The 25,797-nt window shown below is 71.5% G+C and carries 28 protein-coding genes; 16 read left to right on the forward strand and 12 right to left on the reverse strand.

Annotated features, from left to right (window positions below; translation table 11 throughout):
• Entirely contained in the window at nt 1–987 is a 987-nt protein-coding gene (locus tag FCL41_RS03755) for a GNAT family N-acetyltransferase (RefSeq protein WP_137067283.1), read from the reverse strand.
• A gap of 57 nt (nt 988–1,044) precedes the next feature.
• On the opposite strand from FCL41_RS03755, the gene fdxA reads away from it, so the two are divergent.
• Together fdxA and dapC are read left to right on the forward strand one after the other, a co-directional pair.
• Nucleotides 1,045–1,368 carry a ferredoxin gene (gene fdxA / locus FCL41_RS03760; RefSeq protein WP_137067282.1) on the forward strand — a complete coding sequence of 108 codons (324 nt, stop codon included), beginning with the start codon at nt 1,045–1,047 and terminating at the stop codon, nt 1,366–1,368.
• Between the two features lie 5 nt (nt 1,369–1,373).
• Nucleotides 1,374–2,504 carry a succinyldiaminopimelate transaminase gene (gene dapC, locus FCL41_RS03765; RefSeq protein ID WP_239021758.1) on the forward strand — a complete coding sequence of 377 codons (1,131 nt, stop codon included), beginning with the start codon at nt 1,374–1,376 and terminating at the stop codon, nt 2,502–2,504.
• 49 nt (nt 2,505–2,553) lie between these two features.
• Here the strand turns inward: dapC and FCL41_RS03770 are convergent, their stop codons facing one another.
• The 6 genes from FCL41_RS03770 to dapD all read right to left on the reverse strand — a co-directional run bounded on the left by FCL41_RS03770 (nt 2,554) and on the right by dapD (nt 8,332).
• Complete coding sequence (locus FCL41_RS03770) at nt 2,554–3,363, reverse strand: iron ABC transporter ATP-binding protein (protein WP_212723215.1); 810 nt, start codon at nt 3,361–3,363, stop codon at nt 2,554–2,556.
• The gene (locus FCL41_RS03775; RefSeq protein ID WP_137067281.1) at nt 3,360–4,385 is read right to left on the reverse strand and encodes an iron chelate uptake ABC transporter family permease subunit; all 1,026 of its coding nucleotides are present in this window, start codon (nt 4,383–4,385) and stop codon (nt 3,360–3,362) included. Before FCL41_RS03775 ends, FCL41_RS03770 begins: the two co-directional genes overlap by 4 nt.
• Complete coding sequence (locus tag FCL41_RS03780) at nt 4,375–5,346, reverse strand: ABC transporter permease (RefSeq protein WP_137067280.1); 972 nt, start codon at nt 5,344–5,346, stop codon at nt 4,375–4,377. The genes FCL41_RS03775 and FCL41_RS03780 overlap by 11 nt, the downstream gene beginning before the upstream one ends.
• 2 nt (nt 5,347–5,348) lie before the next feature.
• Entirely contained in the window at nt 5,349–6,308 is a 960-nt protein-coding gene (locus FCL41_RS03785) for a siderophore ABC transporter substrate-binding protein (RefSeq protein ID WP_212723214.1), read from the reverse strand.
• A 107-nt stretch (nt 6,309–6,415) separates the two neighbouring features.
• Nucleotides 6,416–7,390, reverse strand: a complete 975-nt coding sequence (locus FCL41_RS03790; protein WP_137067279.1) for a VldE C-terminal domain-containing protein — start codon at nt 7,388–7,390, stop codon at nt 6,416–6,418.
• Between the two features lie 3 nt (nt 7,391–7,393).
• Nucleotides 7,394–8,332, reverse strand: a complete 939-nt coding sequence (gene dapD / locus FCL41_RS03795) for a 2,3,4,5-tetrahydropyridine-2,6-dicarboxylate N-succinyltransferase (RefSeq protein WP_137067278.1) — start codon at nt 8,330–8,332, stop codon at nt 7,394–7,396.
• A gap of 37 nt (nt 8,333–8,369) precedes the next feature.
• Between dapD and FCL41_RS03800 the strand changes: the two genes are divergently transcribed.
• The 3 genes from FCL41_RS03800 to FCL41_RS03810 all read left to right on the forward strand — a co-directional run bounded on the left by FCL41_RS03800 (nt 8,370) and on the right by FCL41_RS03810 (nt 10,589).
• A complete protein-coding gene (locus tag FCL41_RS03800) occupies nt 8,370–8,765 on the forward strand; it encodes a hypothetical protein (protein ID WP_137067277.1) in 396 nt (131 codons plus the stop codon).
• Nucleotides 8,762–9,214: a hypothetical protein gene (locus FCL41_RS03805; protein ID WP_239021759.1), complete on the forward strand. Its 453-nt coding sequence runs from the start codon at nt 8,762–8,764 to the stop codon at nt 9,212–9,214. Before FCL41_RS03800 ends, FCL41_RS03805 begins: the two co-directional genes overlap by 4 nt.
• Nucleotides 9,215–9,293: 79 nt before the next feature.
• Nucleotides 9,294–10,589 carry an HNH endonuclease signature motif containing protein gene (locus FCL41_RS03810; RefSeq protein ID WP_138868049.1) on the forward strand — a complete coding sequence of 432 codons (1,296 nt, stop codon included), beginning with the start codon at nt 9,294–9,296 and terminating at the stop codon, nt 10,587–10,589.
• Nucleotides 10,590–10,612: 23 nt separating this feature from the next.
• Here FCL41_RS03810 and FCL41_RS03815 read toward each other — a convergent pair whose 3' ends face one another.
• A complete protein-coding gene (locus tag FCL41_RS03815) occupies nt 10,613–11,146 on the reverse strand; it encodes a DinB family protein (protein ID WP_212723149.1) in 534 nt (177 codons plus the stop codon).
• Between the two features lie 81 nt (nt 11,147–11,227).
• Nucleotides 11,228–11,764, reverse strand: coding sequence for a DinB family protein (locus tag FCL41_RS03820; RefSeq protein ID WP_137066090.1), 537 nt, complete (start codon nt 11,762–11,764; stop codon nt 11,228–11,230).
• A gap of 329 nt (nt 11,765–12,093) precedes the next feature.
• Between FCL41_RS03820 and ileS the strand changes: the two genes are divergently transcribed.
• The 4 genes from ileS to FCL41_RS03840 are packed head-to-tail and all read left to right on the forward strand — an operon-like array spanning nt 12,094 to nt 18,748.
• Nucleotides 12,094–15,414, forward strand: coding sequence for an isoleucine--tRNA ligase (gene ileS / locus FCL41_RS03825; RefSeq protein WP_137066091.1), 3,321 nt, complete (start codon nt 12,094–12,096; stop codon nt 15,412–15,414).
• A gap of 3 nt (nt 15,415–15,417) precedes the next feature.
• Entirely contained in the window at nt 15,418–16,761 is a 1,344-nt protein-coding gene (locus FCL41_RS03830) for a hypothetical protein (RefSeq protein WP_137066092.1), read from the forward strand.
• Nucleotides 16,758–17,477, forward strand: coding sequence for a hypothetical protein (locus FCL41_RS03835; protein ID WP_137066093.1), 720 nt, complete (start codon nt 16,758–16,760; stop codon nt 17,475–17,477). Before FCL41_RS03830 ends, FCL41_RS03835 begins: the two co-directional genes overlap by 4 nt.
• Nucleotides 17,474–18,748 (forward strand): hypothetical protein, encoded by a 1,275-nt coding sequence (locus FCL41_RS03840; RefSeq protein ID WP_137066094.1) that lies wholly within the window; start codon nt 17,474–17,476, stop codon nt 18,746–18,748. The genes FCL41_RS03835 and FCL41_RS03840 overlap by 4 nt, the downstream gene beginning before the upstream one ends.
• Here the strand turns inward: FCL41_RS03840 and FCL41_RS03845 are convergent.
• Complete coding sequence (locus FCL41_RS03845) at nt 18,715–18,942, reverse strand: hypothetical protein (protein ID WP_170970267.1); 228 nt, start codon at nt 18,940–18,942, stop codon at nt 18,715–18,717. The two genes, FCL41_RS03840 and FCL41_RS03845, sit on opposite strands and share 34 nt — an antisense overlap.
• Nucleotides 18,943–19,038: 96 nt before the next feature.
• On the opposite strand from FCL41_RS03845, the gene dapE reads away from it, so the two are divergent.
• From dapE to FCL41_RS03870, 4 genes are all read left to right on the forward strand, one after another.
• Complete coding sequence (gene dapE, locus FCL41_RS03855) at nt 19,039–20,121, forward strand: succinyl-diaminopimelate desuccinylase (protein ID WP_137066096.1); 1,083 nt, start codon at nt 19,039–19,041, stop codon at nt 20,119–20,121.
• The gene (locus tag FCL41_RS03860; protein WP_137066097.1) at nt 20,118–20,879 is read left to right on the forward strand and encodes an LOG family protein; all 762 of its coding nucleotides are present in this window, start codon (nt 20,118–20,120) and stop codon (nt 20,877–20,879) included. Before dapE ends, FCL41_RS03860 begins: the two co-directional genes overlap by 4 nt.
• A gap of 31 nt (nt 20,880–20,910) precedes the next feature.
• On the forward strand, nt 20,911–21,237 hold the full coding sequence (locus FCL41_RS03865) for a DivIVA domain-containing protein (protein WP_137066098.1): 327 nt from the start codon (nt 20,911–20,913) through the stop codon (nt 21,235–21,237).
• A gap of 87 nt (nt 21,238–21,324) precedes the next feature.
• The gene (locus tag FCL41_RS03870) at nt 21,325–21,747 is read left to right on the forward strand and encodes a hypothetical protein (RefSeq protein ID WP_137066099.1); all 423 of its coding nucleotides are present in this window, start codon (nt 21,325–21,327) and stop codon (nt 21,745–21,747) included.
• A gap of 20 nt (nt 21,748–21,767) precedes the next feature.
• Here FCL41_RS03870 and FCL41_RS03875 read toward each other — a convergent pair whose 3' ends face one another.
• A complete protein-coding gene (locus FCL41_RS03875) occupies nt 21,768–22,547 on the reverse strand; it encodes a PaaX family transcriptional regulator (RefSeq protein ID WP_137066100.1) in 780 nt (259 codons plus the stop codon).
• Between the two features lie 157 nt (nt 22,548–22,704).
• On the opposite strand from FCL41_RS03875, the gene FCL41_RS03880 reads away from it, so the two are divergent.
• The 3 genes from FCL41_RS03880 to FCL41_RS03890 are packed head-to-tail and all read left to right on the forward strand — an operon-like array spanning nt 22,705 to nt 24,787.
• Nucleotides 22,705–22,872 carry a DUF3117 domain-containing protein gene (locus tag FCL41_RS03880; RefSeq protein WP_121138412.1) on the forward strand — a complete coding sequence of 56 codons (168 nt, stop codon included), beginning with the start codon at nt 22,705–22,707 and terminating at the stop codon, nt 22,870–22,872.
• A gap of 2 nt (nt 22,873–22,874) precedes the next feature.
• Nucleotides 22,875–24,452 carry a leucyl aminopeptidase gene (locus FCL41_RS03885; protein ID WP_239021760.1) on the forward strand — a complete coding sequence of 526 codons (1,578 nt, stop codon included), beginning with the start codon at nt 22,875–22,877 and terminating at the stop codon, nt 24,450–24,452.
• A complete protein-coding gene (locus FCL41_RS03890; protein ID WP_137066101.1) occupies nt 24,449–24,787 on the forward strand; it encodes a hypothetical protein in 339 nt (112 codons plus the stop codon). The genes FCL41_RS03885 and FCL41_RS03890 overlap by 4 nt, the downstream gene beginning before the upstream one ends.
• A 49-nt stretch (nt 24,788–24,836) precedes the next feature.
• Here the strand turns inward: FCL41_RS03890 and FCL41_RS03895 are convergent, their stop codons facing one another.
• Nucleotides 24,837–25,385, reverse strand: a complete 549-nt coding sequence (locus tag FCL41_RS03895) for an O-methyltransferase (RefSeq protein ID WP_425325791.1) — start codon at nt 25,383–25,385, stop codon at nt 24,837–24,839.
• Nucleotides 25,386–25,797 lie beyond the last annotated feature (412 nt).

Here is a 25,797-nt window from a genome sequence, read left to right on the forward strand (position 1 = left end):
TCAGCAGGTGCGGTAGCGGTAGGCGTGGTGGGTGCTGAAGCCCGTCACGCTCCAGAACTGCACCGCGGCGACGTTCGTCGCGCTCACCTGGACCTGGGCGGTCGTCGCGCCGTGCGAGGAGGCCCAGTCCAGCGCGTCGGCCACCAGCCGGCCCGCCAGTCCGCCGCGCCGCTGCGCCTCGGCGACCCAGAGGTCGTGCAGGGTGACCACGTCGCCATCGAGGTGGGCCCGGACGCTCGCATGCTCGCCCAGGCGGGCGACCGCGCGGGCCACGCCGGCACCGGTGGCTGCCTCCTCGGCGAGGTCGACCTCCTCGCCGTCCGCGCCGCGCCCGGGACGCAGGGAACGTACGACCCGGGAGGGGGCGGCCACCTGGACGAGCACCTCGCCGACCGGGTCGAGCCCCCAGCCCAGGGCGGCCAGCTCGCGGTCGACGGCGTCGTCCACGACGACCGTGGCGAGCGCCGCCTGCCCGCGCTCCTCGTAGAAGGCGCGCACGACCTCGGCCGCCGCCGCCACCGGGACGCCGGGGTCGCCCATCGCCAGCGCGGAGTTGGCCCGGCGCAGGAGACGTCCCTGCGGGTGCTGGGCGTCCGGCACCCGTCCGGCCGCCCGCAGCACCCACTCGCCGAGCTGTCGGCGCTCGGTGCCCGGCCAGGCGTCGGCGCGCAGGTGCAGCTCGCGAGGCGGGCGACGCAGCCGCACCGAGGGGCGCGGGGGGACCGGCTTGCCGGAGACGATGTCGGCCAGGTGGATCGTGACGAGGGTGCCGTCGGCGGTGCGGAGCTCGCAGAGACCCCGGCCCCAGGAGAGGCATTCCCCGAGGGTGTCGGTCATCGCCGGACCGCCGGTGGGGCCGGTCTCGCCGGGCAGGATGCGGCGCACCACCACCCGCTGTCCGACCACGTGCGGTCCCAGCCCGTGTCGGCCGGCCGAGGGGCCCTCGGGCATGGGGGAGACTTGGGGGGTGTCGGGAGAAACGGCCACCTCCGGATACTAGGCTTCACCCATCTGCTGTGAGCATTGCGAACCCGAGGAGGAACGGTGACCTACGTCATCGCCCAGCCGTGTGTCGACGTCAAGGACCGCGCGTGCGTCGACGAGTGCCCCGTCGACTGCATCTACGAGGGCAAGCGCATGCTGTACATCCACCCGGACGAGTGCGTTGACTGTGGTGCCTGTGAGCCGGTCTGCCCGGTGGAGGCCATCTTCTACGAGGACGACACCCCCGAGGAGTGGAAGGACTACTACGACGCCAACGTCAACTTCTTCGACGACCTCGGCTCGCCCGGTGGCGCGGCCAAGATGGGTGAGATCGACAAGGACCACCCGATGATCGCCGCACTGCCCCCGCAGAACCAGGCCTGAACCGCGTGCCGACCCACGTGCGCAGCGCGGTCTCGGCCACGCTGCCGGACTTCCCGTGGGACAAGCTCACCGAGCACGCTGCTCGGGCGCGCACCCACGCCGGCGGCATCGTCGACCTCTCCGTCGGGACGCCGGTCGACCCGACGCCCCAGCTCGCCCAGCAGGCGCTGTGCGACGCGGCTGACTCGCCGGGCTACCCGGTGACCATCGGCCGGGTGGAGACCCGTCAGGCGATCGTCGACTGGCTCGGGCGCACCTGCGGCGTGCAGGGGATCGGCCTCGACGGCGTCCTTCCGGTGATCGGCTCCAAGGAGCTGATCGGCGCACTGCCGCTGCACCTGGGTCTGGGCGCGGGCGACCTCATCGTCCAGCCGGCGCTGGCCTACCCGACGTACGAGGTCGGTGCCGCACTCGTGGGCGCGGAGATCATCGCGACCGACAGCCTCACCGCGATCGGGCCGCGTACGCCCGCCCTGCTGTGGCTCAACAGCCCCTCCAACCCGACCGGCAGGGTGCTGCCCGTCGACCACCTCAAGAAGGTCGTCGACTGGTGCCGCGAGCGCGGCGTGCTGCTGGTCTCCGACGAGTGCTACATCGAGTGCGCCTGGGACGAGGACAACCTGCCCGTCTCGGTGCTGCACCCCGACGTCTGCGGTGACAGCCACGAGGGCATCCTGACCGTCCACTCGCTGTCGAAGCGCTCCAACCTGGCGGGCTACCGCGCCGCCTTCGTCGCTGGCGACCCCACGGTCGTGGCCGAGCTGCTCGCGGTCCGCAAGAACCTGGGCCTGCAGATGCCCGACCCGCAGCAGAAGGTGATGGCCGCCGTGCTGGGCGACGACGCCCACGTCGTCGAGCAGCACGCCCGCTACGCGGCGCGTCGCCGCGACCTGAAGGCCGCCCTCGAGGGCGCGGGCTTCACCGTGGAGCACAGCGAGGCCAGCCTCTACCTGTGGACGACGCGCGAGGGCGAGGAGACCAGCTGCTGGGACCTCGTCGAGTGGTTCAGCGAGCGCGGCATCCTCGTGGCGCCGGGCGACTTCTACGGGGCCGCCGGACGCCGCCACGTGCGGGTCGCCTTCACCGCCACCGACGAACGGGTCACCGCGGCCGTCGAGCGCCTGCGCGCCTCCTGAGCTCCACCTCCGGGCGTCCCGGGGCGCCCTCGTCAGCAACTGGCCGGCGTCAGCAGTAGTAGGTGGCGATGCGCTGCCCACCGAGCTCGTGGACGGCCACGGGAAGCCCGTAGATGCTGCCGAGCAGGTCGGGCTGGATGATCTCGTCGGGGGTGCCGCTCGCGACCACCCGGCCTTGCGTCATCGCCACGATCGTGTCGGCGTAGCAGGACGCCACGTTGATGTCGTGGACGACCACCACGATCGTGCGGCCCAGCTCGCGGGCGGCGTCACGCAGGCGGCCCATCATCGCCACGCCGTGGCGGAGGTCGAGGTTGTTGAGCGGCTCGTCGAGCAGCACGACGTCGGCGTTCTGGCAGAGCACCATGGCGACGAAGGCGCGCTGACGCTGTCCACCCGAGAGCTGGTCGAGGAAGCGGTCGGCCAGGTCGCCCAGGTCGAGGTAGTCCAGTGCCCGCTCCACGTGGGCGAGGTCGTCGGCGGTGGGACGGCCCTTGGAGTGCGGGTAGCGACCGAAGGCCACGAGGTCGCGCACCGTGAGCCGGATGTCGAGCCGGTTCTCCTGGCGCAGCACCGCGAGCCGACGGGCGAGCACGTCGCCGCGCGTCGTGGCGACGTCCAGGCCTGCGACCTCGACCCGGCCCTCGTCCGCGCCCAGGAGCCGCCCCATGATCGACAGCAGCGTCGACTTTCCGGCTCCGTTGGGACCGATGAGCGCCGTCACCCCTCCGGTGGGCAGGTCGAGGCGTACGTCGTCGACGACGACGGTGTGCCCGTAGCGCTTGGTCACTCCCTGCACGCTCACCACGCTCTCGGGCGTCCCGGTGGTCGTGCCGTGCAGGTCCAAGGTCTCGGTCATGCGAGGTTCCTCCGGGCTCGGTGGATGAGGAGGGCGATAAAGGTGAGTCCGCCGACGAGCTCGATGACCACCGAGAGGGTCGTGGTGACCTCCAGCAGGCGTTCGAGCACGAACTGTCCGCCGACGAGGCAGACGACGGCGGCGAGCCCCGCCATCGGCAGCACCACGGCGTGGCGGTGGGTGCCGGCGAGCTGGTAGGCGAGGTGGGCGACCAGCAGGCCGAAGAACGTGATGGGTCCGACCAGCGCGGTGGAGACCGAGACGAGCACGGCGACCAGCGCCAGGACCTTGGTCGTCTCGCGACGATGGTCGAGGCCGAGGTTGGTGGCGGTCTCGGCGCCGAGCGCCAGCACGTCGTAGACGTGCAGCCGGCGCACCACGAGGGCGGTGGCCACGGTGACCACGGCGGCGGTCATCCACACCAGGTCCTCGTCGACGGTGGTGAACGAGGCGAACATCAGGTCCTGGAGCACCTGGAACTCGCTCGGGTCGATGAGACGCTGGAGGAAGGAGGTGATGCTGCGGAAGAGGGTCGCGAACACCATGCCGACCAGGATCAGCACGTGCAGCCCGTGGCGCCCGGACGTGAAGAGCCAACGGAAGAGCGTCAGCGCGAAGCCGACCATGAGGAGGGTCTCGGCGAGGAACTGCACCCGCGGGTCGACCTCACGCAGCGCCTGGGAGGAGAAGGCGAAGACCACCACGGTCTGGAGCAGCAGGAAGAGAGCGTCGAACCCCATGAGTGAGGGCGTGAGGATGCGGTTCCCGGTGACGGTCTGGAAGAGCACCGTCGACAGCGAGATGGCCCAGCCGACCAGGATCAGCGCGGCGAGGCGGCGCAGGCGCAGCGGGACGACGAGCTCGGCGTAGCCGTGGGTGTCGGCGAGCAGGAAGCCTGCGACGACGGCCAGGGCCACGGCGGCGCCGACCGTGAGGCGCGCGGTGGGGGAGGACGTACGCCGGCTCCGTGGCTGGGTCGCACCAGCCGACGGAGGGGGAGTGGTGAGGGTCTCAGGACGCATCGGGGCTCCTGCGGAGCAGCAGGTACAGGAAGAACGCCGCGCCGAGCACGCCCATCACGGTGCCGACGGGGATCTCGTAGGGGTGCCGGACGAGGCGACCGACGATGTCGCACACGAGCACCAGTCCGGACCCCAGGATGGCGACCCACGGCAGGCCGCGGCGGGCGTTGTCGCCGACCAACGCACTCACCACGTTGGGCACGACCAGACCCAGGAACGGGATCATGCCCACGGTGACCACGACGACGGCGCTGACCACGGAGATGATGCCCAGCCCGACCGCCATCACCTTGCGGTGGTCCAGCCCGACGTTGGTCGAGAAGGTCTCACCCATGCCGGCGACGGTGAACCGGTCGGCGGCGAAGAAGGCGATCGCGACGAGGACCGCGGCCACCCAGAGCAGCTCGTAGCGCCCCCGAAGGATGCCCGAGAAGTCGCCGGTCATCCAGCTGTTGAGGGTCTGCAGCAGGTCGTTGTGGAAGGCGAGGAAGGTGGTGGCGGCCGCGATGACGCCGCCGAGCATCAGGCCGACGAGGGGCACCAGGATCGTCTCCTGGACGGGCATCATCCGTACGACGGCCAGGAACAGCCAGGTGCCGACGAGGGCGAAGAGCGCGGCGGTCCCCATCTTCGCCAGCAGTGGAGCGCCGGGGGCGAGCAGCGTCACCACGACCAGGCCGAGGCCGGCCGCCTCGGTGGTGCCCACGGTGGAGGGCTCGACGAACCGGTTGCGGACCAGCAGCTGCAGCAGGAGGCCGCAGACGGCCAGGGCGGCTCCGGAGAGGACGAGGGCGAGCGTGCGCGGGAGGCGCGAGCTCGACACGATCTCCCAGCTGAGGTCGGCAACGCCGATCGAGAGGCTGATCGCTGCCAGCACCACCAGCCCCACGACGCCCCCGACCATCCCGACGGCGCGGAGGGCCGGCGGGGTGGTCGGGGCGACGGGGGCGGTGGTCGTCATGGTCAGGAGAGGCTCTGCTCGACCTCGTCGATGAGGGTGTCCATGCTGGTCAGGCCGCCCACGACGATGTACCAGGCCTCGGCGTCGACGTAGGTGACCTTCTCCTGCTTCCAGGCCTTGGTGCCGCGCACCAGTGCGTTGTCGAGGATCTCCTCGGCCGACTTGCCTTCCTCGCCGATGGCGGCGTCACGATCGACCACGTAGAGCAGGTCGGGGTCGGTCTTCTTCACGAACTCGAACGAGATGGCCTCACCGTGGCGGGTCTCCTGGTCGCCGAGCTCGCCGGTCGCGGCCTCGACGCCGAGGTCCTCGTGCAGGAATCCGAAGCGGGAGCCGACGGAGTACGCCGTCACCTCGCCGCCGCTCGTCAGCAGGACCAGCCCCCTGCCGGCGCCGTCCGCCTGCTCGCGCACAGCCTCGACGCGCTTCTCCTGGCCGGCGATGATCTCGTCGACCTCGTCGGACTTCTCGAAGATCTTGGCGAGCTCGCGGGCGTTGGCACGGGCGCTCTCGAAGTAGGAGCTCTCGTCGACCGACATGTCGAGCACCGGGACGCCGTCGAAGGCGTCCTCGAGGGTGTCGTGCATCTCGGAGGAACGACCGCCCACGATGATCAGGTCGGGCTCGGTGCGCGGGATCGCCTCGAGGTCGGGCTCGAAGAGGTCACCGACGCCGACGTAGTCGTCGCCGGCGTACTTGTCCAGGTAGGACGGGGTCGCGCCACCCTTGGCGACACCGGTGACCGCGTCGACGCCGAGGGTGTCGAGGGTGTCGAGGACGCCCATGTCGAAGACCACGACGCTGTCCGGGTTCAGGGGCACCTCCTCCTGGCCGCGCGAGTCGGTGACGGTGACGGTCGGGCCGGAGTCGGCGGCGTCGGAGTCGTCCGAGCCGCAAGCGGCGAGGGACAGGGCGAGGGCGGACGTGACGGCCACGGTGGCCAGGGCCTTGGGGGTACGCACGGGTTCAACACCTTCCGAGAGTGATTAGGTAAGGCTAACCTAATGGAACCGTCACGGGCGTGCGCGAGGGGGTCCGCCGGGCGGAGGAGGTCCGGCCCCGGCGAGCGTCAGGCGTGCACGTCGACGTGCACGTGGTCGCGGTGCTCGAGGATCTGCCGGTCGCCGCGGGAGGTGCGCGGCACCCGGTAGTCGCGCCACCCGTCGCCCGAGCGTCGGCCGGAGTGCCAGATCCGGTCGTCGAAGATGACGGTGGCGATGCCGAGCCGGTCGGCCATCGCGACGAGGTAGTGGGCCATGGCCCAGCCCCGGCGCTTGTTCTCGTCGTTGACCGGGCGGAAGAAGATGTCGACCGCGCGTCCGGAGTAGTGCGCCGAGCCCTTCATGTGGCCAGAGCTCACGCCCCGCGGCTCGAAGCCACCCAGGGACTGCGGGCCGAAGACGGAGACGAGCTCCTCGCGCACCACGTCGGCCCGCTCGGTGAGCCCGTTGGGCTTCAGGTCGGCGGACGCGGTCTCGGGGTTGCCGTCGATCGTGCAGTGGAAGGCGGCCCGGGAGTGGCCACGCAGGGCCGAGGCCAGCACCCGCGCGTCGGCCTCGTGGTCGGCGTACGCGTCGGGGAAGGCCGAGCGCTGCACCTTCTGCGCGGCGACGGTGACCTCCATGTCGCGGTAGCCGTGGACCTTCACCAGGGCGTCGTAGAAGGCGTTGATGGAGTAGACGGGGTCCATCACCTCCTCCTCGCTGCCCCACCCCATCGAGGGACGCTGCTGGAAGAGGCCCAAGGAGTCGCGGTCGCCGTGGGCGATGTTGATGATCTTCGACTCCTGGTAGGCCGTCGCCAAGGCGATGGTGACGGCCCGCGCGGGCAGGCCGCGCGACTCGGCGACGGCCGCGATGAGGGCGGCGTTCTCCGCCTGCTCGACGCTGACGGTGACGCGCTCACCGTCGACCTCGGCGACGCACTCCTCGGGGGTGAGGAACGGGCGTACGCCGCGGTCGACGGCCAGCCAGACGCCCGCGACGACGGCAGCGACCAGGACCAGGGTCAGCAGGACTCCGGCGGCTCGCCGTGCTCGAGCCACGCGTCAGTTGGCGTGGAGGGCAGCGTTGAGCTCGATGCCCTGACCGGTGCGGGCCACCGCCTCGACGGCGCCGGTGAGCGAGTTGCGGCGGAAGAGCACGTTGTCGGCGCCGGAGAGGTCGGCGGCCTTCACCACGCGGGTCGCGCCGTCTGCGGTGACGGTGACCTTGGTGCCGGCGGTGACGTAGCAGCCGGCCTCCACGACGCAGTCGTCGCCGAGCGAGATGCCGATGCCGGCGTTGGCGCCGAGCAGGCAGCGTTCACCGATGGAGATGACCTCCTTGCCGCCACCCGAGAGGGTGCCCATGACCGAGGCGCCTCCGCCGATGTCCGAGCCGTCACCCACGACGACGCCAGCCGAGATGCGGCCCTCGACCATCGAGGCGCCCAGCGTGCCGGCGTTGAAGTTGACGAAGCCCTCGTGCATGACGGTGGTGCCGGAGGCGAGGTGGGCGCCGAGGCGGACCCGGTCGGCGTCGGCGATGCGGACGCCCGAGGGGACGACGTAGTCGACCATGCGGGGGAACTTGTCGACGCCGTGGACGGAGACGTGGTGGCCGGCCGCCTTGAGGCGGGCCCGGGTGATCTCGAAGCCGTCGACGGCGCACGGGCCGGCCGAGGTCCACACGACGTTGGCCAGCAGGCCGAAGATGCCGTCCAGCGAGATTGAGTGCGGCGTGACCAGGCGGGCCGAGAGCAGGTGCAGACGCAGCCAGACGTCCTGCGTGGTGGTCGGGGCGGCCGAGAGGTCGGCGATCGTCACGAGCTCGACGCTGGTCCGCACGCGGCGGACCTGGTCGGAGCCAACCATCGCCTCCAGCACGGAGGGGGCCGGGCTGCCGTCGTGGATGCCCAGCGCGGGGGCCGGGAACCACGCATCGAGCACGGCGTTGGACGTGTCACGGGTGACGAGGGCGTAGCCCCAAGCAGCAGTCAGACTCACGGGCGTCACTCTACGGGGGCCCCGATATCCTCACGACGTGTATCCACCGCTCACCTACGCCGTCGCAGCCTTCCTCGGCCTCGTGGCCGTCCTGGCGCTCGTCGCGCTCAAGCAGCCGGCCCTCGAACCGTTCGCCCGTCAGGGGATGAGGGCTGCCCACGGGGCCACGGCCGTCGTGGTCGCCCTGGACGCGATCCTGCTCCTGCAGGGTCACGAGGTCGGCAACATGGTGACCCACGTCGGCTACATGGTGGCCTCGCTCGGGCTTCCGGTGATCCTGCTCGGCTCGCGCGCCGAGGTCGACGAGGACGGCAACGCAGTCCTCGACGAGGAAGGCAACCCGGTCGCCTCGCCGCCGCCCCACCTGGCGGTGGTCGCCATCTGCGCGGTCGCGATGCTCGTGCTGGTCCTCCGACTCCAGTTCACGCTGTGAGCGCCGCTCCCACGCCGTCCGCTGCCGGGGCCGGACGGGCGAAGCCGCCGGCGCGCCGCCGGGCGATGGGCCAGGTGCTCATCGCCGCGTACGCCGTCTTCGCCGTCTCTGCCGGCGCCCGGGCCTTCTCGCAGATCGTCACGCAGTTCGAGGTGGCACCGGTCGCCTACCTGCTGTCGGTGCTGGCCGCGCTGGTCTACCTCGTCGCGACGCTCGCGTTCCGCAAGCCGGGGCGTACGTGGTTCCGGGTCGCGCTGGCCGCGTGCCTCTTCGAGCTGGTCGGGGTGCTCGGCGTGGGGTTGTGGACGACCCTCCACCCGGAGCTCTTCGCCGACGCCACTGTGTGGTCGCACTTCGGGTCCGGCTACGGCTACGTCCCGCTGGTGCTGCCGTTCGTCGGGCTCGCGTGGCTCAAGCATGTGGAGCCGGAGACGCGGCCGAGGGCCTGACCCGAGTCCCCGATTCGGGCGATGAAACTCGAACGGGTGTTCGAATAGCGTTGGCGTCACGACCTCGGAGGTGACCGCCATGAAGCTCAGCGACAGGCATCCGTTGATGACCGTGGTGGGGCTGATGCGCGAGCAGGTGAAGTCGGTGGCCGACGTGAACCCGGTCTTCATGCCGACCGTCGACAAGGTCGACGTGCTGGGTGAGCTCGTGGCGCTGGAGTCGCAGGTGGCTGAGCTGCGGTTGCGGGTCATGGCCTCGGCTGGTGACGTGGCGGCGGAGTCAGGGGATCGCTCTGTGGCTGCGTGGCTCTCGCGGACGCAGCGTCTGCGCCGCAGTGACTGCGTCGCCGACGGCCGCCTTGCCGAGGCGCTGGACCGGGACCTGCCGGTGTTGGCGACGGCGCTGCGTGAGGCGCGGGTGAACTTGGCGCAGGCGCGCGTGATTGCTGCCGCGGTGGGGGAGTTGCCTGACCGCGTCGGGGCCGAGGTGATCGCGAAGGCTGAGGCCGAGCTCGTACGTCTGGCTGCCGACCACGACCCCAAGGACCTGACGGTGCTGGGCCGGCGAATCCTGCAGATCGTCGACCCGGAACGGTTCGAGGACGAAGAGCGTCGACGCCTCCAGGGCGCGGAGCGGCAGGCGGCCCTGCGGCAGCGCTTGCGTTTGCGGGCGGTCGGTGACGGGCTCACCCGGATCTCCGGAGTGCTCCCGGACGCGGTGGCGGCGCGGTTGGCGACCTACCTGCACGCGTTCACCAACCCGCGGTTGGCCGACGGGGCGGTCCGTGGCTCGGCCGACGACGCGGGAACGGCCGAGGGTGAGGAGCGTGGGTTCGGGCAGGCGGTGAACCGCCCGCGGCGCCTGGCCGAAGCGTTCGGTCAGCTCCTGGAGACACTCGACCCGAAGCGACTGCCGATCCACGGTGGTGACGCGACGAACGTGACCGTCACGATCTCCCTGGACGCGCTTCGCGACGGTCTTGGAGTCGCGACGCTGGACAACGGCGTGCCCGGTGACGGGTTCGAGGCGATCACGGCTGCCCACGCGCGGCGTCTGGCGTGCAACGCCCGGATCATCCCAGCCGTCCTGGGCTCCGACTCCGAGGTGCTCGACCTGGGGCGGGCCTCCCGGCTCTTCACCAAGGCCCAGCGCCGAGCGCTGATCCTGCGCGACAGGACCTGTCGTGCGGAAGGGTGCGACATCCCCGGGACCTGGTCTGAGGCCCACCACCTCAGGCCATGGCAGGGTGGCGGAGAAACGGATCTCCACAACGCGGTGCTGCTCTGCAGCCACCATCACCACCGCGTGCATGATCCCGGCTACGACCACCGGCGGCTTCCCAGGGGCGACCTACGGTTCCACCGCAGGCGGTGAGACACGTGCGCAAGCCCGGGTGCTCACTGCCCCGTACGCCCGTCGAGGCACTCGCGCAGCAGGTCGACGTGGCCCATGTGCCGGGCGTACTCCTCGACCATGTGCACGGCCAGGTCGCGGGCGGTGACCCCGCCGCCGCCGGTGTCGAACTCGTCGCCGAGCCGCGACTCCTCGAGCCCTTCCCAGAGGGTCCGGGCGTGGTCGACCTCGCGGCGCCACGTCGCCCAAGCAGCCTCGACCGCCTCGTCGGTGGGGCTCACGTCGGCGAAGCCACCGTCGCCGTCCTCGTAGAGGCGCGGGGTCGTCGGGGCGCCGCCCAGCACGCAGCGGAACCAGCGGTGCTCGACCCGGGCGAGGTGCTGCACCATGCCCAGGAGGGAGAGGTCGCTCGGCGGGACCGCGCGGGTCGCCATCTGGGCCGCGTCCAACCCTTCACACTTCATCTCCAGCGTCATCCGGTAGGCCTCGAGGTACTGGCCGAGGGTCGCCTTCTCGCCGTGGGCCGGCGGGAGCTGTTCGCGGGGGTCGGTCGCAGGGTCGGTCCACATGTCACTCATGGGCACCACCCGACCACGGTCAGGCTGGCGGCGCAACGGTGTTGCCGCGGCAATGCCCCGGGCAACGGTCCGGTCGGCGCGTCACCGCCCCGTACGTCCGTCGAGGCACTCGCGCAGCAGGTCGACGTGGCCCATGTGGCGGGCGTACTCCTCGACCATGTGCACCGCCATGTCCCGCACGCTGACCGTCCCGCCCTGACCATCGGGCAAGCCGACGATGAGCTCGGCCTCCGGCCAGTCGTCCCAGACGCGGCGCGCGTGCTCGACCTCGGTGCGCCAGGTGAGCCAGGCGGCGTCCACCCCCTCCTCGGTCGGCGAGATGTCGCTGAAGCCGCCGGTGCCGTCCTCGTAGAGACGCTGGCCTCCCGCGTCGCCGCCGAGGGTCAGCCTGAACCAGCGGTGCTCCACGCGTGCCATGTGCTGCACCATCCCGAGCAGCGAGAGGTCCGAGGGCGGCACGGACCGTGTCCCCATCTGCTCCGGCGTCAGGTCCTCGCACTTGAGCCGCAACGTCAACCGGTGGTGCTCGAGGGAGGTGGTGAGCGTCCCCTTCTCCCCGACGCCGAACGAGAGCTGCGTGCGGGGGTCGTCGTGGGGGAGGAGCCACATCTCGGTCATGCCGCCAGCGCACCACACCCGCTGCGCGCCGACAAGGGGCACGAGGGCCGAACGGCGGGAGCCGGGAACGGGTGTGACGCGATCGAGTTGGCGACGTGGGCGAGACGGTGCGTACGATGGGCACAGGCGTCTGAGCCGTCATCAGCGGCGAGCCTTTCGGAAGAACAGGTCTCCCACGCCGGGGAGTGCCCCACTAGAACCGGACGGGTCCGGCCCGACACAGCCGACGAACGAGTGGTCCCGCGCCCAGCGGGGCAATCGAGGTGGTACCGCGGCATCCGTCGTCCTCGTGTGAGATCCCCACGACCCGACGTACGCAGGAGCCCCTCATGGCCTACCCCAAGGTCTCGCACACCGGCCAGAACGACGTCCCCTCGAGCCCGCGCTTTCCCGCGATCGAGGAGTCGGTGCTGGCCTACTGGAAGGCGGACGGCACCTTCGAGGCGTCCCTGGCGCAGCGCGACGGCGGCCCCCACGGGGAGGACGAGTTCGTCTTCTACGACGGCCCGCCCTTCGCCAACGGCCTGCCGCACTACGGCCACCTGCTCACCGGCTACGTGAAGGACATCGTCCCGCGCTACCAGACGATGCGCGGCAAGCGCGTCGAGCGCCGCTTCGGCTGGGACACCCACGGCCTGCCTGCCGAGCTCGAGGCCATGCGTCAGGGCGGCATCAAGACCACCGACGAGATCGTCGAGATGGGCATCGACAAGTTCAACGACGCCTGCCGCGCCTCGGTGCTGAAGTACGCCGACGAGTGGCAGACCTACGTCACCCGCCAGGCCCGCTGGGTCGACTTCGACAACGACTACAAGACCATGAACCCCGAGTTCATGGAGTCGGTCATCTGGGCCTTCAAGCAGCTGCACGAGAAGGGCTGGATCTACGAGGGCTTCCGCGTCCTGCCCTACTGCTGGAAGGACGAGACGCCGCTCTCCAACCACGAGCTGCGCATGGACGACGACGTCTACAAGATGCGCCAGGACCCGGCGGTCACGGTCGGCTTCACGCTGACCGACCGCGGCGACGACCCCGTGCTCGACGGCGCGAAGATCCTCGTCTGGACCACCACGCCGTGGACGCTGCCCTCCAACCTCGCGGTGATGGTCGGCTCGGAGATCGACTACGTGGTCGTCGAGGCACCGGTGCCGGGCACCGAGGAGAAGGCGCGCTACGTGCTCGCCGAGGCCCTGCTCGGCAAGTACGCCCGCGAGCTGGCTGACGCCGACGCCGCTGAGGGGGAAAGCGGCTTCACCGTGCTGGCGACCTACAAGGGTGCCGACCTCGTGGGCCGCACCTACACGCCGCCCTTCTCCTACTACCTGGGCCACGAGAACGCCTTCCGCGTGGTCGCCGCCGACGACGCGGTGACCACCACCGACGGAACCGGAGTCGTGCACACCGCCGGCGCCTTCGGTGAGGTCGACAAGGAGGTCACCGACCGCGAGGGCATCGAGGCCGTCATGCCGGTCGGCAAGGACGGCACCTTCACCCACCCGGTCGACGAGTACGCCGGGATGCTGGTCTTCGACGCCAACCCGCACGTCATCGACCACCTCAAGGCCGCCACCCGGGGCGAGTCCGAGCGTGGTGCGGTCACGCCCGGCACGGTCCTGCTGCGTCGTGAGTCCTACGAGCACTCCTACCCGCACTGCTGGCGCTGCCGCGAGCCCTTGATCTACAAGGGCGTCTCGTCGTGGTTCGTCGAGGTGACCGCCTTCAAGGACCAGATGCTCGCCAACAACGAGCTCATCAACTGGGTGCCCGACCACATCAAGCACGGCCAGTTCGGCAAGTGGCTGGAGAACGCCCGCGACTGGTCGATCACCCGCAACCGCTTCTGGGGCTCCCCGGTGCCGGTGTGGAAGTCGGACAACCCGGAGTACCCGCGCCTCGACGTCTACGGCTCCTTCGCCGAGATCGAGCGCGACTTCGGCCGGTTGCCGCTGAACGCCGACGGCGAGCCCGACCTGCACCGCCCCTGGGTCGACGACCTGACCCGGCCCAACCCGGACGACCCGACCGGCAAGAGCACCATGCGCCGCGTCACCGACGTGCTCGACGTCTGGTTCGACTCGGGTTCGATGTCGTTCGCCCAGAACCACTACCCGTTCGAGAACGCGGACTGGTTCGACGGCACCGCCGACAAGAAGGGCCACTTCCCGGGCGACTTCATCGTCGAGTACATCGGCCAGACCCGCGGCTGGTTCTACACGCTGCACATCCTGGCCACCGGCATCTTCGGCAAGCCCGCCTTCAAGAACTGCATCAGCCACGGCATCGTGCTCGGCTCCGACGGCCAGAAGATGAGCAAGTCGCTGCGCAACTACCCCGACGTCTCGGAGGTCTTCGACCGCGACGGCGCCGACGCGATGCGCTGGTTCCTGATGTCGAGCCCGATCCTGCGCGGCGGCAACCTGGTCGTCACCGAGGGCGGCATCCGCGACTCGGTGCGCCAGGTGCTGATCCCGCTGTGGAACACCTGGTACTTCTTCCAGATGTACGCCAACGCGGCTGGCTACGAGGCGAAGAAGCGGTCGGACGCGGAGCAGTCCACGCACCCGATGGACCGCTACCTGCTCGCCAAGACGGCGGAGTTCGTCGCGACCTCGACCGCGCAGCACGACGCGTACGACATCGCGGGCGCCTGCGAGTCGATGCGCACCTTCCTCGACGTGCTGACGAACTGGTACGTCCGTCGCTCGCGCGAGCGCTTCTGGGCCCAGGGCGTCACCGACGGCGACGTGGCGCCCGAGACCGCGGACGCGTTCGACACGCTCTACACGGTGCTGGAGACGGTGCTGCGCGTGGCCGCGCCGCTGCTGCCGCTGGTCAGCGAGGAGATCTGGCGCGGCCTGACCGGTGGCCGTTCGGTGCACCTCACCGACTGGCCCACGCCCGAGGAGCTGCCGCAGGACCACGCGCTGGTGGCCCAGATGGACCTCGTCCGCGACATCTGCTCGGCCGGCTCGGCGCTCCGCAAGGGTGCCAACCTCCGCAACCGCCTGCCGCTCAGCGGCCTGACCGTGGTCGCCGAGGGCGCCTCCGTCACCGGGTTCGAGGACCTCGTCGCCGACGAGCTCAACCTCAAGTCCGTGCGCGTCGTGGCGCCCGGGTCACCGGAGGCAGCGGCGTACGCCGTGGAGCAGAAGCTCACCGTCAACGCGCGCGCCGCTGGGCCGCGCCTGGGCAAGGACGTCCAGCTCGCGATCAAGGGCTCCAAGACCGGCGACTGGTCGGTCGGTGCCGACGGCACCGTGACCTCGGGCGGGCTCGCGCTCGTCGAGGGTGAGTACACCCTGGAGACCGTGGCCGGCGCCGGCGACGGCAGCACCGTGACGGGGATGCTCCCGGGCGGCGGCTTCGTGGTGCTCGACACCGTGGTGACGCCCGAGCTTGCGGCCGAGGGCATCGCCCGCGACGTGGTCCGTGCCGTGCAGCAGGCCCGCAAGGACGCGGGGCTCCAGGTCTCCGACCGGATCGCGCTCACGCTCGACGGCGACGACGCGGTGCGCGAGGCCGTCACCACCCACGAGGCGCTGATCGCCGGCGAGGTGCAGGCCACCTCGTACGCGGTGGACACCGTCGTGGCCGACGCGGTCGCCGTGGGCGACGGCAACGAGGCGCGCTTCACGCTGTCCAAGGCCTGAGAGGTGCTGGCCGCCGACTCCGGTGACCTCGACCGCCTGGCCGACGCCCTGCGCGTCGACCAGGTGGTCGTCGACCGTGCGATGGGGTCGGGGGAGGCGCAGGAGTCCCACGACCGGCTGGTCGAGCTGGTGCGAGAGGTGCCCTTCCCGGTCTACGTCGCGCTGGTGGAGATGCCCGACGGCGTCGCCGGGAGCCGTGGTGGCGCGGCCAACGAGGCGTTGGCCACGCTGCTGCACCGCCGCATCGGCGGCGAGGGGCTGTACGTGGTGCACAGCGACCAGGGCGGTCCCAGCGTCACTGCCTTCGGGCTGGGTGTCTCGTCCTCGCGCGTCTACCTCTCAGACGCCGCCAACCGGGACCTGCTCCGGGACGCTGCGGGTGACGACGCCTGGGTCCCTGCGGTCGTCCTGGCCGAGGGCACGGTGCGCGCCGCGGCAGAGCTGGTCGAGGTGGCAGGCCGCGACGACGTGGTCGGTCAGGACCCGCCCACGCTGGAACCCTCCGACGTGGAGGAGCTCGCCGAGCGTGCCGTGGCTCTGGACGAGCGGGCGAGGTGGCGACCGGGCGCTCCGGTCACGTCCGCGACCACGACCGGGCCCTCCGTCCTCGCACCCACCGTCGTGGGGGTGCTCGCGGGCGCGGCGGTCGCGTTGTTCCTGGGACAGACGCTGCGCGGGTGGCCCGGCGCGAGTGCCGGACGCAGCTCCGGTCGCACCTCGGGTCGCACCGCCTCGGCGCGCCGCCGCGAGAAGGGGAGGCCCGCACGACGCCCAGTCGCACGAGTCACCCCACGAGGCACCCCACGAGCCGCCCCACGTGTCGACCTCCGTGTCGAGGCCGCGGCTGCCGAGACTGCCCTGGGGGCGTTCGTACGCCGCCTCGAGCGCGCTGCGGGCGACACGTCGTTGGACCCCGAGCTCCACGCCAGTGCCCTGACCGCCCGCGAGGCAGCCGAGCGCTACGTCGGCTCGCGTGCGGAGCTCGACGTCGTCGGGCTCCGGGTCCTGGTGCATGCCGGCGAACGCGACCTGACCCGGGCCCGTGGCCGCCGCCGGGAGGTCTACCGCGCCTGCTTCTTCCAGCCCCGCCACGGCGAGGCGACGTCGGCCGCCGGTTGGCAGCTGGGCCAGGCGGAGGTGCGGGTGCCGTGCTGCCGTCGGTGTGCCGCCGACGTGGCCGACGGCCATGAGCCCGAGACGCTGACGGTCTCCCGGTGGGGACGTCGTGTCCCGTACTACACGCGTGACGACGTCTGGGCGCGGACCGGCTTCGGCGCCCTCACCGACACGCTGGCCCGCGACGTGCTGATGGCCCGCGACGTGCTGGCGGATGGAGGCCGGTCGTGAGCGGGTCGGTCGTGCAGCGGCGCGGGTGGTGGATCGGGAGCGCGGCCGGTGTGGTCGTCGCCGTCGGCGTCGTCGCGGGCTCGTACGTCCAGCAGCAGGCCGAGGCGGACCCGTACGCCACGTCCGGGGGCCTGCACCGGACCACGACCCGCGACGTCCCCCCGCCGGTCGACACCGTCCGCGCCCTGCTGGAGCAGGACAGTCCGTTGGCGGTGCACCCCGACCTGGTCGACACCGTGGATCCCGAGGCGCTGCGTCAGGCGCGCGAGGTGCTCGAGGAGGCCGGCCAGTCACCCGTACGCCGGGTGGCCTACGTGCCGTGGGACACCAGCGTGCACTCCGGCTTCACGCCCTCGGGTGCGATGGCGCAGTGGATGGACGGGGTCGGCGAGGACGGCCACTACGTGATGGTCTTCCAGGGCGGCTCGTTCCTCACCGGGGCCATCGGCCTCGACGACCAGTACCTCAGGTCCGGTGCCGAAGGGCAGCCCGGTCCGGCCCTGCTGCGCGTGGCCACGGAGGTGGCGCAGTGGCCCGCGGCGTCCCGTGACGGAGCCAGCGACGCCGACGAGGCCGGCGATGACGGGGAGCTGCCGCTCCTGGGCGAGCTGGCCCTCGGGACGCTGGCCGGGGGCGTGCTGGCGACGCTCACGGTGCTGCCGGCGTTCTGGGGCGTGAGGAGCAGGCGCAAGCACCGACGGACGAGGGAGGGATGAGCGTGCTGGGACGAAAGACGCGCATCGACGACGAGGACCTGGCCGAGATCGTGGAGCAGATGGGCGGGGACGGGGTCTGGGTCCACCCGTCCTTCGCCCGCGCCCACCAGGTCACCGCCCGCGACGAGGCCCGCCTGGAGCGGCTCGTGGCCGAGACCGACTCCATGCAGCTGCGGATCGTCCTGGTCGACGTCGACTTCAGTGACGACCGGTTCCAGGGCGACTTCACCTCCCTCAGCGCCTGGGTCCACGACGACCTGGGGGGTGACGCCGTCTACCTCGGGGCCGAGGGCGGCGGGGGGCGGTTGGTGGCCGAGGAGTTCGGTGACGCCCCCGAGGACCTCTTCTACGCCGCGGACATCGCCGCCCAGGAGCATCCGGACGACGTCGTGGCCCAGGTGGAGCGGACCGTCGAGCTGGCCGAGAGCGGCGAGGACCTCTACGAGCAGTGGTCCGAGCTGCGCGAGGAGTCCGCACCGTCGTCCTCGTTCCTCGACGAGGGGTTCGGGAGGACGCAGGCCGGTGACGGGCCCCCCTGGGGCGGGATCGTGACGGTGACCGTGGTGCTGGTGGCGGCCGTCGGGGCCTGGGTCTGGAGACGCGGTGTGCGCAGAGGTGGTGCCGGCACCTGGCGTGGGGCTGGCCGTCGGTCAGGGCGTCCCTTCACCTTGCCGCCCGCGGTGCTGCGTACGGTCCGGGCGGCCGAGGACCGGCGGTGGCGCCAGGTCACCGAGGCCGAGGTGCTCGCGCTCGGTGAGGCCCTGGGCGCCCAGAGCCCGGTGCCGGGCCGGGAGGCCACGTGGCGACAGGCGCTCGACCACTACGACGCCGCGCGCTCGGTCCTGGACCGTGTCGGCTCCCCGGCGGACGTCGTGGGCGCGCTGGTGCTCGCGCGTCGCGGCGACTCGGCGCGCCGTGCGGCGCTGGCCGGCGGGCGCGGGCGTGAGGCCTGGCGCCCGCCCCTCACCTGCTACTTCAACCCGCTGCACACGGGGACCGTGCGCACGGTCACCTGGCAGGACGGGCGACGCTCGGTCGACGTGCCGGCGTGCGCGGCGTGCGCGCCGCAGGTGACGCAGGGTCGAGAGCCCGAGGACGCCCTGGACTTCGTCGACCAGGGGTCGGCCACGCACTACTACCGACTCGACATCGGCGCGTGGAGCGAGACCGGCTACGGCGCGCTCGAGCCCGACCTGATCGGTGCGCTGCGGCAGGGCCGGCGGCGCCGGCGCAGGCGTCACGCCCCGGGATCAGGGCGGCGACCGAAGTAGGCCTCCTCGATCCGGTGCCGCTGGTCGCGCAGCACCGCGGCGTCGTCGACCAGCTGCACCCGGCCCTGACGCAGTAGCGCCGCGGCAGCGCACGGGTTCGAACCCGGGGCGCCGCGCCCCGACGGTGCTGCCTGGGAGGTGTCCACCCTGGTGGCGGCCGACGCCTCGGCCTTCCCGACCGCGTCGGGGGTCAACCCGATGGTCTCCGTGCCTCGATCGCCCACATGAATGCGAGTCGGTTGGCGGCCCGGCTCGCCTGATCCCGTGGTGTGGCCTGATTGGATGACCCCATGGCTGCACTCGACCTGACCACTGACGTCGTCACGCTGACCGAACAGCTCGTCAACATCCCTTCGGTCAGCCACGAGGAGGCGGAGATCGCCGACGCTGTCGAGGTCGCGCTGAGGGCGCTGCCGCACCTCGAGGTCACGCGACGCGGCCACACGCTCGTCGCGCGCACCCACCTCGGTCGCGCCGAACGGGTCATCATCGCGGGCCACCTCGACACCGTGCCGGTCAACGACAACATGCCGGCGCGGCGCGAGGGCGACGTCCTGCACGGGCTCGGGACCTGCGACATGAAGGGTGGCGACGCCGTCATCCTGAAGCTCGCCGCCACCCTGCCCGAGCCCAACCGCGACCTGACCCTCGTCCTCTACGACGCCGAGGAGGTCGCCAGCATCCACAACGGCCTGCGCAAGCTCACCGAGACCGACCCCGACCTGCTCGCCGCCGACTTCGCCATCCTCATGGAGCCCTCCAACGCGGGCGTCGAGGCCGGGTGCCAGGGCACCCTGCGGGTGGAGGTGCGTACGCACGGGGAGCGCGCCCACTCGGCGCGCAGCTGGCGCGGGGTCAACGCGATCCACGGCGCCGGCGAGATCCTCGATCGACTCCGGGCCTACGAGGCCCGACGTCCGGTGATCGACGGGTTGGAGTACCACGAGGGACTCAACGCCGTCGCGATCAGCGGTGGCGTGGCCGGCAACGTGGTCCCCGACGAGTGCGTGGTCACGGTCAACTTCCGCTTCGCCCCCGACCGCTCCGAGGACGACGCGGTGGCGTTCGTCCGCGACTTCTTCGACGGCTTCGACCTGACGGTCACCGACCTGGCACCGGGAGCCCTGCCCGGCCTGGAGCGGCCCGCCGCGCGCGCCTTCGTCGACGCCGTGGGCGGTACCGTCAACCCGAAGTTCGGATGGACCGACGTTGCGCGTTTCAGCACCCTGGGGGTGCCCGCGGTGAACTACGGTCCCGGTGACCCGCTCTACGCCCACAAGCAGGACGAGCACGTGCGGGTCCAGGAGATCGTGGACTGCGAGACCACGCTCCGCGCCTGGTTGACCGGCTCAGGAGAGGTGGCCCCCGCATGATGGACAAGTTCCGTGGCCCGATGCGGCTGCGACGCAGCCAGGTGGACTACATCACCCACGACCAGCGTCTGCTCGACTCGCGTGGCCCCTCCGACTGGGTGCACACCGATCCATGGCGTGTGATGCGCATCCAGGCGGAGTTCATCGAGGGATTCGGTTCCCTCGCCGACCTCGGACCCGCCATCTCCGTCTTCGGGTCTGCCCGCACGCCGAACGACCACCCCGACTTCGCGCAGGGCGAGGCGCTCGGGCGCAAGCTCGCCGAGGCAGGTTTCGCGGTGATCACCGGCGGCGGGCCGGGTGCCATGGAGGCCGCCAACAAGGGCGCCAGCGAGGCGGGCGGGGTCTCGGTCGGCCTCGGGATCGAGCTGCCCTTCGAAGCCGGGCTCAACCCCTGGGTCGACAAGGGCATCAACTTCCGTTACTTCTTCGCCCGCAAGACGATGTTCATCAAGTACTCCCAGGGCTATGTCGTGCTGCCCGGCGGCGTCGGGACCCTTGACGAGCTCTTCGAGGCGATCACGCTCGTGCAGACCGGCAAGATCACCTCCTTCCCGATCGTGCTCTTCGGCAGCGAGTACTGGGGCGGCCTGGTGGACTGGATCAGGGACACCGTGCTCGCCCGGGGCATGATCGGCTCCGGCGACCTCGACCTGTTCCACCTCACCGACGACGTCGACGAGACGGTCGAGCTCATGCTGAAGGCGCGCGCCGAGCGCGCAGCACGCCCCGCCGAACGGCGCGGGCAGTGGGACTGAGCGGAGCTGACATGGAGAACGGGAGCAGCCGATGATGTGGGTCTTCGCCATCCTCATGGTCCTGGTGCTGGGCGTGGTGGCCGCGGTGGCCGCTGGCCGGGTCGGCTTCCTGCCGCCCACCGAGACGCGGCTGGGCGCGGAGCCCCCGAGCGGTCCGCTGTCGCCGGACGACCTGCGCGGCGTACGTTTCACGCTCGCCCTGCGCGGCTACCGGATGGACGAGGTGGACGCCCTGCTCGACCGGGTGGCCGCCCAGTGGGAGGCGCAGGCCGAGGCCCCGGCGCAGCCCGGACGCCGCCGCGGCGAGCCAGCCGTGCCGCCGGTGACCGGCCCGGACCATCGGGCGGACCCGAGCTGAGCAGGTCCGCCCGCAGCGTCCGAGCATGAGGCCGAGCATGCGGCCGAGCATGGCGCCGCGACCGTCACGTGGTGCAGACTGCGGCCTGTGTCACCTGAAATCATCGTCTGGGTCCTGAGCTTCCTCGGCGCGGTCGTCGTGGTGCTCACCCGCGTGCGCCTGGGCAAGGAGCAGGAGGACGGCACCAAGGCCGTCAGCCGCACCGTCCTGGCCGTGCACACGAGCGTGGGCGCCCTGGCCGTCGTCGTGTGGACGGCGTTCATCGTCTTCCCCGAGTCGAGCCCCTTCGGTGGCGACCTCGTCGGTCTCCTCGGGCTGGCGCTGTGGTGGGTGACCGTCTTCGCCGGCCTGGGCCTCCTGCTGCGTTGGCTGCCGTCGCGTGGCCGGCACACCAGCTCGGTCGACGAGGACGAGTGGGCCGAGGGCCCCGGGTTGTCGATGCTGGCCCACCTCGGGCTCCTGCTCGGGGTGCTGGTCTTCACGTGGGCCTTCGCCACCAGCACGGTGTGACCCGCGGGGCGTCGTACGCCTCAGTCGAGCGCGCGCGCCACGAACCGCGCGGCCCCCTCGCGCAGCCGGTCGGCCTCGGCGGTGAAGTAGGCCGCCGCCTCGTGCCCGGGCCAGTCCTCGGGCAGTAGTTCGGCCGGCAGGCCCGGGTCGGAGAAGAGGAACATCCGCCACTCGTGCACGAGGTGGAAGCGGGCCGCGAAGGCCGCCTCGTCCTCGTCCTCGTGGGTGGAGAGGTGGCTCTTCACCTTCTCGGCGACGTGCGTCAGCCACTCCACGTACGACGTGGCCAGGGCGTCGAGGTCCCAGGCACGCAGCGGTGCGTCCGCGGGACCGAACTCGCTCACCGTCGCCCGGACCGCGCTGGCCCCGCAGCGGCTCAGCACGTCGTCGAGCTCGGTGTGGCGCCACGGGCTCACCCATACGTCGCTGCGCAGCTCGGCGTGGCCGAGCCAGCCGAGCTCCCGGGCCAGCCGTCCCCGCGCTCCGCGTCCGGGCGGGGGAGTGACCGCGATGAGCTGCCACGTGCCGTCCCAGGCGCGAGTCGACGTGGGGTAGACGCGGGCGGCCGCCTGCTCGTAGCGCGTCTCGGCGCGGGCGGTCGCGGCGTACCCCCGCCCCTTGGGCAGGGTCACGGGTTCGAGCCACCCCTGGGTGACCATCCGGGAGACCGCGGTACGCACCGCAGGGGCCGCGATCCCGACGGGCGCGAGCAGGCGTACGAGGGCGGCGACCGTCGTACGGCGGCCGTGGTCCGGCAACAGGTCGCCGTACACGTCGAAGATCGCGGAGCGCGCGTGCATGGGCCGCAGTCTCGCAGGACTGGACGCGCCGCGCTGGCGTTGGGGCAGGTTGCGACGGACCTGTGGTGCCCGTCACTCGACGGATAGGGGATAATAGGCCAACGGCATTTCCCTGCGGCGACACGGCCGCGCGACAACAGGAAGCAGAGGTACGCTCATGGCGGCCATGAAGCCGAGGACTGGCGACGGACCCTTGGAGGTCACCAAGGAAGGACGCGGCATCGTGATGCGCGTACCTCTCGAAGGTGGGGGACGTCTGGTTGTCGAGCTCAACGCCGAAGAGGCAGCCGCCCTCGGTGACGCCCTCAAGGACGTTGTCGGCTGACTGTGGCCACCCACCTGATGCCCTCGCTCCCGGCCCAGGTCTCGCCGCCCGAGTTCGCCATCAGCGCGAACCTGCCGCACGAGATCAATGGCGTCGAGGTCCTTGCGCTGCCGGTTCTTCCGGCGCCTGACGAGGACTCCTCGGTCGTGCTCGGTCCCGGCGCCGAGGAGGCTGCCGAGGCGTTGGGCATCGACCTGCTCGCGGTCCTGGAGACCACTGGTGCGACGGGTCGCACCGGGGAGGTGACCCGGGTCCCGGTCGTGGAGGGTGAGCTCGCGCTGGTCCTGCTGGTCGGGGTCGGCCAGCAGACGGCCACCGACTTCCGGCGGGCGGGCGCGGCGCTGGCCCGGGCGGTCAAGGACCGCGCCAGCGTCGCCAGCAGCATCAGTGCGATCGCCGAGGACGACGGCTTCGAGGCCTTCGTGGTGGGCACCATGCTCGGCTCGTTCGGATTCCACTGGCGCTCCGCCGGCCCCAAGGAACGCCCCGTGCGTCAGGTCGTGCTGGCCGGCGTCGCCGACGCCGACGCGCTGCGCCCGGCCCTGGCCACGGCGTTGGCGATCGGTGGGGCGGGCTGGCGCGCGCGGATGCTCGCGACGGTGCCCTCCAACGTGAAGAACCCCGCCTGGCTGGCGGACCAGGCCGTCGAGGTCGCCGGACTCTCAGGTCTCGAGGTCAAGGTCTGGGACGAGGACGACCTGGCCGAGCAGGGCTTCGGTGGCCTGCTCGCCGTGGGTCGCGCCTCGACCACGCCGCCGCGCCTCGTCCAGCTGGAGTACTCGCCCGTCTCCGACAGCCCGGAGGAGCTCCCGCGCCTGGTCCTGGTGGGCAAGGGCATCACCTTCGACACCGGCGGCCTCAGCATCAAGCCGGCCGAGGGCATGGTCAACATGAAGCGCGACATGACCGGTGCTGCCGTCGTGCTCGCCACCATGGCAGCGCTCTCCGACGTCGGGTGCCCCGTGCGGGTCACGGGGCTGCTCGCGATCGCGGAGAACGCCGTGGGCGGCGACGCCATGCGGCCCGGCGACGTGATCCGCCACTTCGGCGGACGCACGTCGGAGGTCAACAACACCGACGCCGAGGGCCGACTCGTGCTGGCCGACGCGATGGCGTACGCCGTCGCCGAGCTCGCCCCTGACGTCCTGGTCGACGTGGCCACCCTGACCGGCGCGATGAAGGTCGCGCTCGGGGTCCAGACCGGTGGTTTCTTCGCCAACGACCAGGCCCTGGCCGACAAGGTGTCCGCGGCGGGTGACGCTGCCGGCGAGCCGGTCTGGCGGATGCCGCTCGTGGCCGACTACGAGGAGAAGATCGCCTCCAAGGTGGCCGACGGTGACAACGCCGCCGGTGGCGCCGGGGCGATCACCGCCGCACTCTTCCTCCAGCACTTCGCCGGAGACGTCCCGTGGGCGCACCTCGACATCGCCTCGGTCGGTGACTCCGCCTCCGACCGCCACGAGTGGACGGCCGGCCCGACCGGCTTCGGCGCCCGGCTGCTCCTGCAGTGGCTGCGCAGCGAGGCGCCGCTCGACGACATCGCCCGTGACAGGGCTGCTCGCGACAGGGCTGCTCGATGAGGGGCCTGAGCGTGCGCTGGTCGCTCGCCGACGCCCCCGCCGGCGCCGCCCAGGAGCTGCGTGACTACGTCGCCGACGCCTCCCACGCCCGCTTCTCGGGGATGACAGGACTGCGCTTCAAGACGTGGCGCATGCGCGAGGGCGAGTGGTTCGAGGGGACGTACGTCTTCGTGAGCGACGAGGCCCGGGCCGAGTTCGAGGCGGGTTTCCGTCCGAACGCCGGCGAAGCACCGGTCTCGAAGATCGCCGGGAGTGGCCCGGTGCTCATCGAGCCCTTCGAGGTCGTCGCGATCGCCGAGGGCTGGGACGGGTTCGCCTCGTCCCCCCGCGGCTGAGCCGTAGGGGCCACAGGGGCCGCAGGGCAACGCGTGAGAAGGCGGCGCCTCAGGCGTCGCCGGCCCACTCCTTCTTGGCGACCAGCAGGCCGTCGCCCACCGGAAGCAGCACCGGCACGAGGTTGTCGTTCTCGGCCACCAGTCGGCTGAGCTCGCGGATCGAGGACGTCTCCGGGTCCCGCTGCGAGGGGTCGGCCACGCGGTCGTGCCACAGGGCGTTGTCGAACGCCACCACCCCACCGGGGCGCAGCAGGCGCAACGCCTCGGCGAGGTAGGCGGAGTACTCCCGCTTGTCGCCGTCGCAGAAGACCAGGTCGTAGTGGCCGTCGGTCAGTCGGGGGAGGACGTCGAGGGCAGAGCCGCTGATCGTGCGGGCGCGCTGCGACGGGATGCCGGCCTCGTTGAAGGTCTCCTTGGCGAGGCGCTGGTGCTCGGCCTCGATGTCGACCGTGGTCAGGACGCCGTCGGGGCGCATGCCACGCAGCATCCACAGGCCGGAGACGCCGGTGCCGGTGCCGATCTCGACGACCGTACGGGCCTCGAGCACGGCGGTGAGGAAGCGCAGGGCCGCGCCCGTCCCCGAGCTGATCGGCGTCACGCCCACCTCGTCCGCCCGGGCACGGGCGGCCAGCAGGACCTCGTCCTCGGTGATGAACTGCTCGGAGTAGTTCCAGCTCGCGGGCTTCAGCGGAGCGGTGATGATGGCCTCCTCGGTGGGGGCCGCCTGCCGAGGCGGCCGGACGCACTCGTCGCCTCGCTGGCGACATGCCTGTGGACTCTATCGCGAAAGGATCGCCGCGGACGTCGGGCGTGGGTCCGCGTGAAGAATCCGATCCTTCCGGACTCTCACCCCGATTCAGCCTCGAAACTCGGGGAACACTGGCACGGTGTCGTTCGTTGGGGTCAGGGAGAAGTTCTTGAGCGCCTCACAGGTACCTCTCAGTCCAGCGGCTTAGCCTCGATGCACGATCAGGAGATCGACGTGTTCGGACGTTCGCCCCGCACGCCTC

The sequence above is a fragment of the Nocardioides jishulii genome (assembly GCF_006007965.1).
Taxonomy (GTDB): domain Bacteria; phylum Actinomycetota; class Actinomycetes; order Propionibacteriales; family Nocardioidaceae; genus Nocardioides; species Nocardioides jishulii.

Excerpts from the sequence above, each read along its gene's own strand:
- FCL41_RS03770 (WP_212723215.1), bottom strand. The coding sequence starts at position 3,363 with ATGACCGAGACCTTGGACCTGCACGGCACGACCACCGGGACGCCCGAG.
- FCL41_RS03865 (WP_137066098.1), top strand. The coding sequence starts at position 20,911 with ATGATGTGGGTCTTCGCCATCCTCATGGTCCTGGTGCTGGGCGTGGTG.
- FCL41_RS03775 (WP_137067281.1), bottom strand. The coding sequence starts at position 4,385 with ATGCGTCCTGAGACCCTCACCACTCCCCCTCCGTCGGCTGGTGCGACC.
- FCL41_RS03875 (WP_137066100.1), bottom strand. The coding sequence starts at position 22,547 with ATGCACGCGCGCTCCGCGATCTTCGACGTGTACGGCGACCTGTTGCCG.
- FCL41_RS03815 (WP_212723149.1), bottom strand. The coding sequence starts at position 11,146 with ATGAGTGACATGTGGACCGACCCTGCGACCGACCCCCGCGAACAGCTC.
- ileS (WP_137066091.1), top strand. The coding sequence starts at position 12,094 with ATGGCCTACCCCAAGGTCTCGCACACCGGCCAGAACGACGTCCCCTCG.
- FCL41_RS03840 (WP_137066094.1), top strand. The coding sequence starts at position 17,474 with ATGAGCGTGCTGGGACGAAAGACGCGCATCGACGACGAGGACCTGGCC.
- FCL41_RS03820 (WP_137066090.1), bottom strand. The coding sequence starts at position 11,764 with ATGACCGAGATGTGGCTCCTCCCCCACGACGACCCCCGCACGCAGCTC.
- FCL41_RS03810 (WP_138868049.1), top strand. The coding sequence starts at position 9,294 with ATGAAGCTCAGCGACAGGCATCCGTTGATGACCGTGGTGGGGCTGATG.
- FCL41_RS03860 (WP_137066097.1), top strand. The coding sequence starts at position 20,118 with ATGATGGACAAGTTCCGTGGCCCGATGCGGCTGCGACGCAGCCAGGTG.
- FCL41_RS03880 (WP_121138412.1), top strand. The coding sequence starts at position 22,705 with ATGGCGGCCATGAAGCCGAGGACTGGCGACGGACCCTTGGAGGTCACC.
- FCL41_RS03780 (WP_137067280.1), bottom strand. The coding sequence starts at position 5,346 with ATGACGACCACCGCCCCCGTCGCCCCGACCACCCCGCCGGCCCTCCGC.
- dapE (WP_137066096.1), top strand. The coding sequence starts at position 19,039 with ATGGCTGCACTCGACCTGACCACTGACGTCGTCACGCTGACCGAACAG.
- FCL41_RS03890 (WP_137066101.1), top strand. The coding sequence starts at position 24,449 with ATGAGGGGCCTGAGCGTGCGCTGGTCGCTCGCCGACGCCCCCGCCGGC.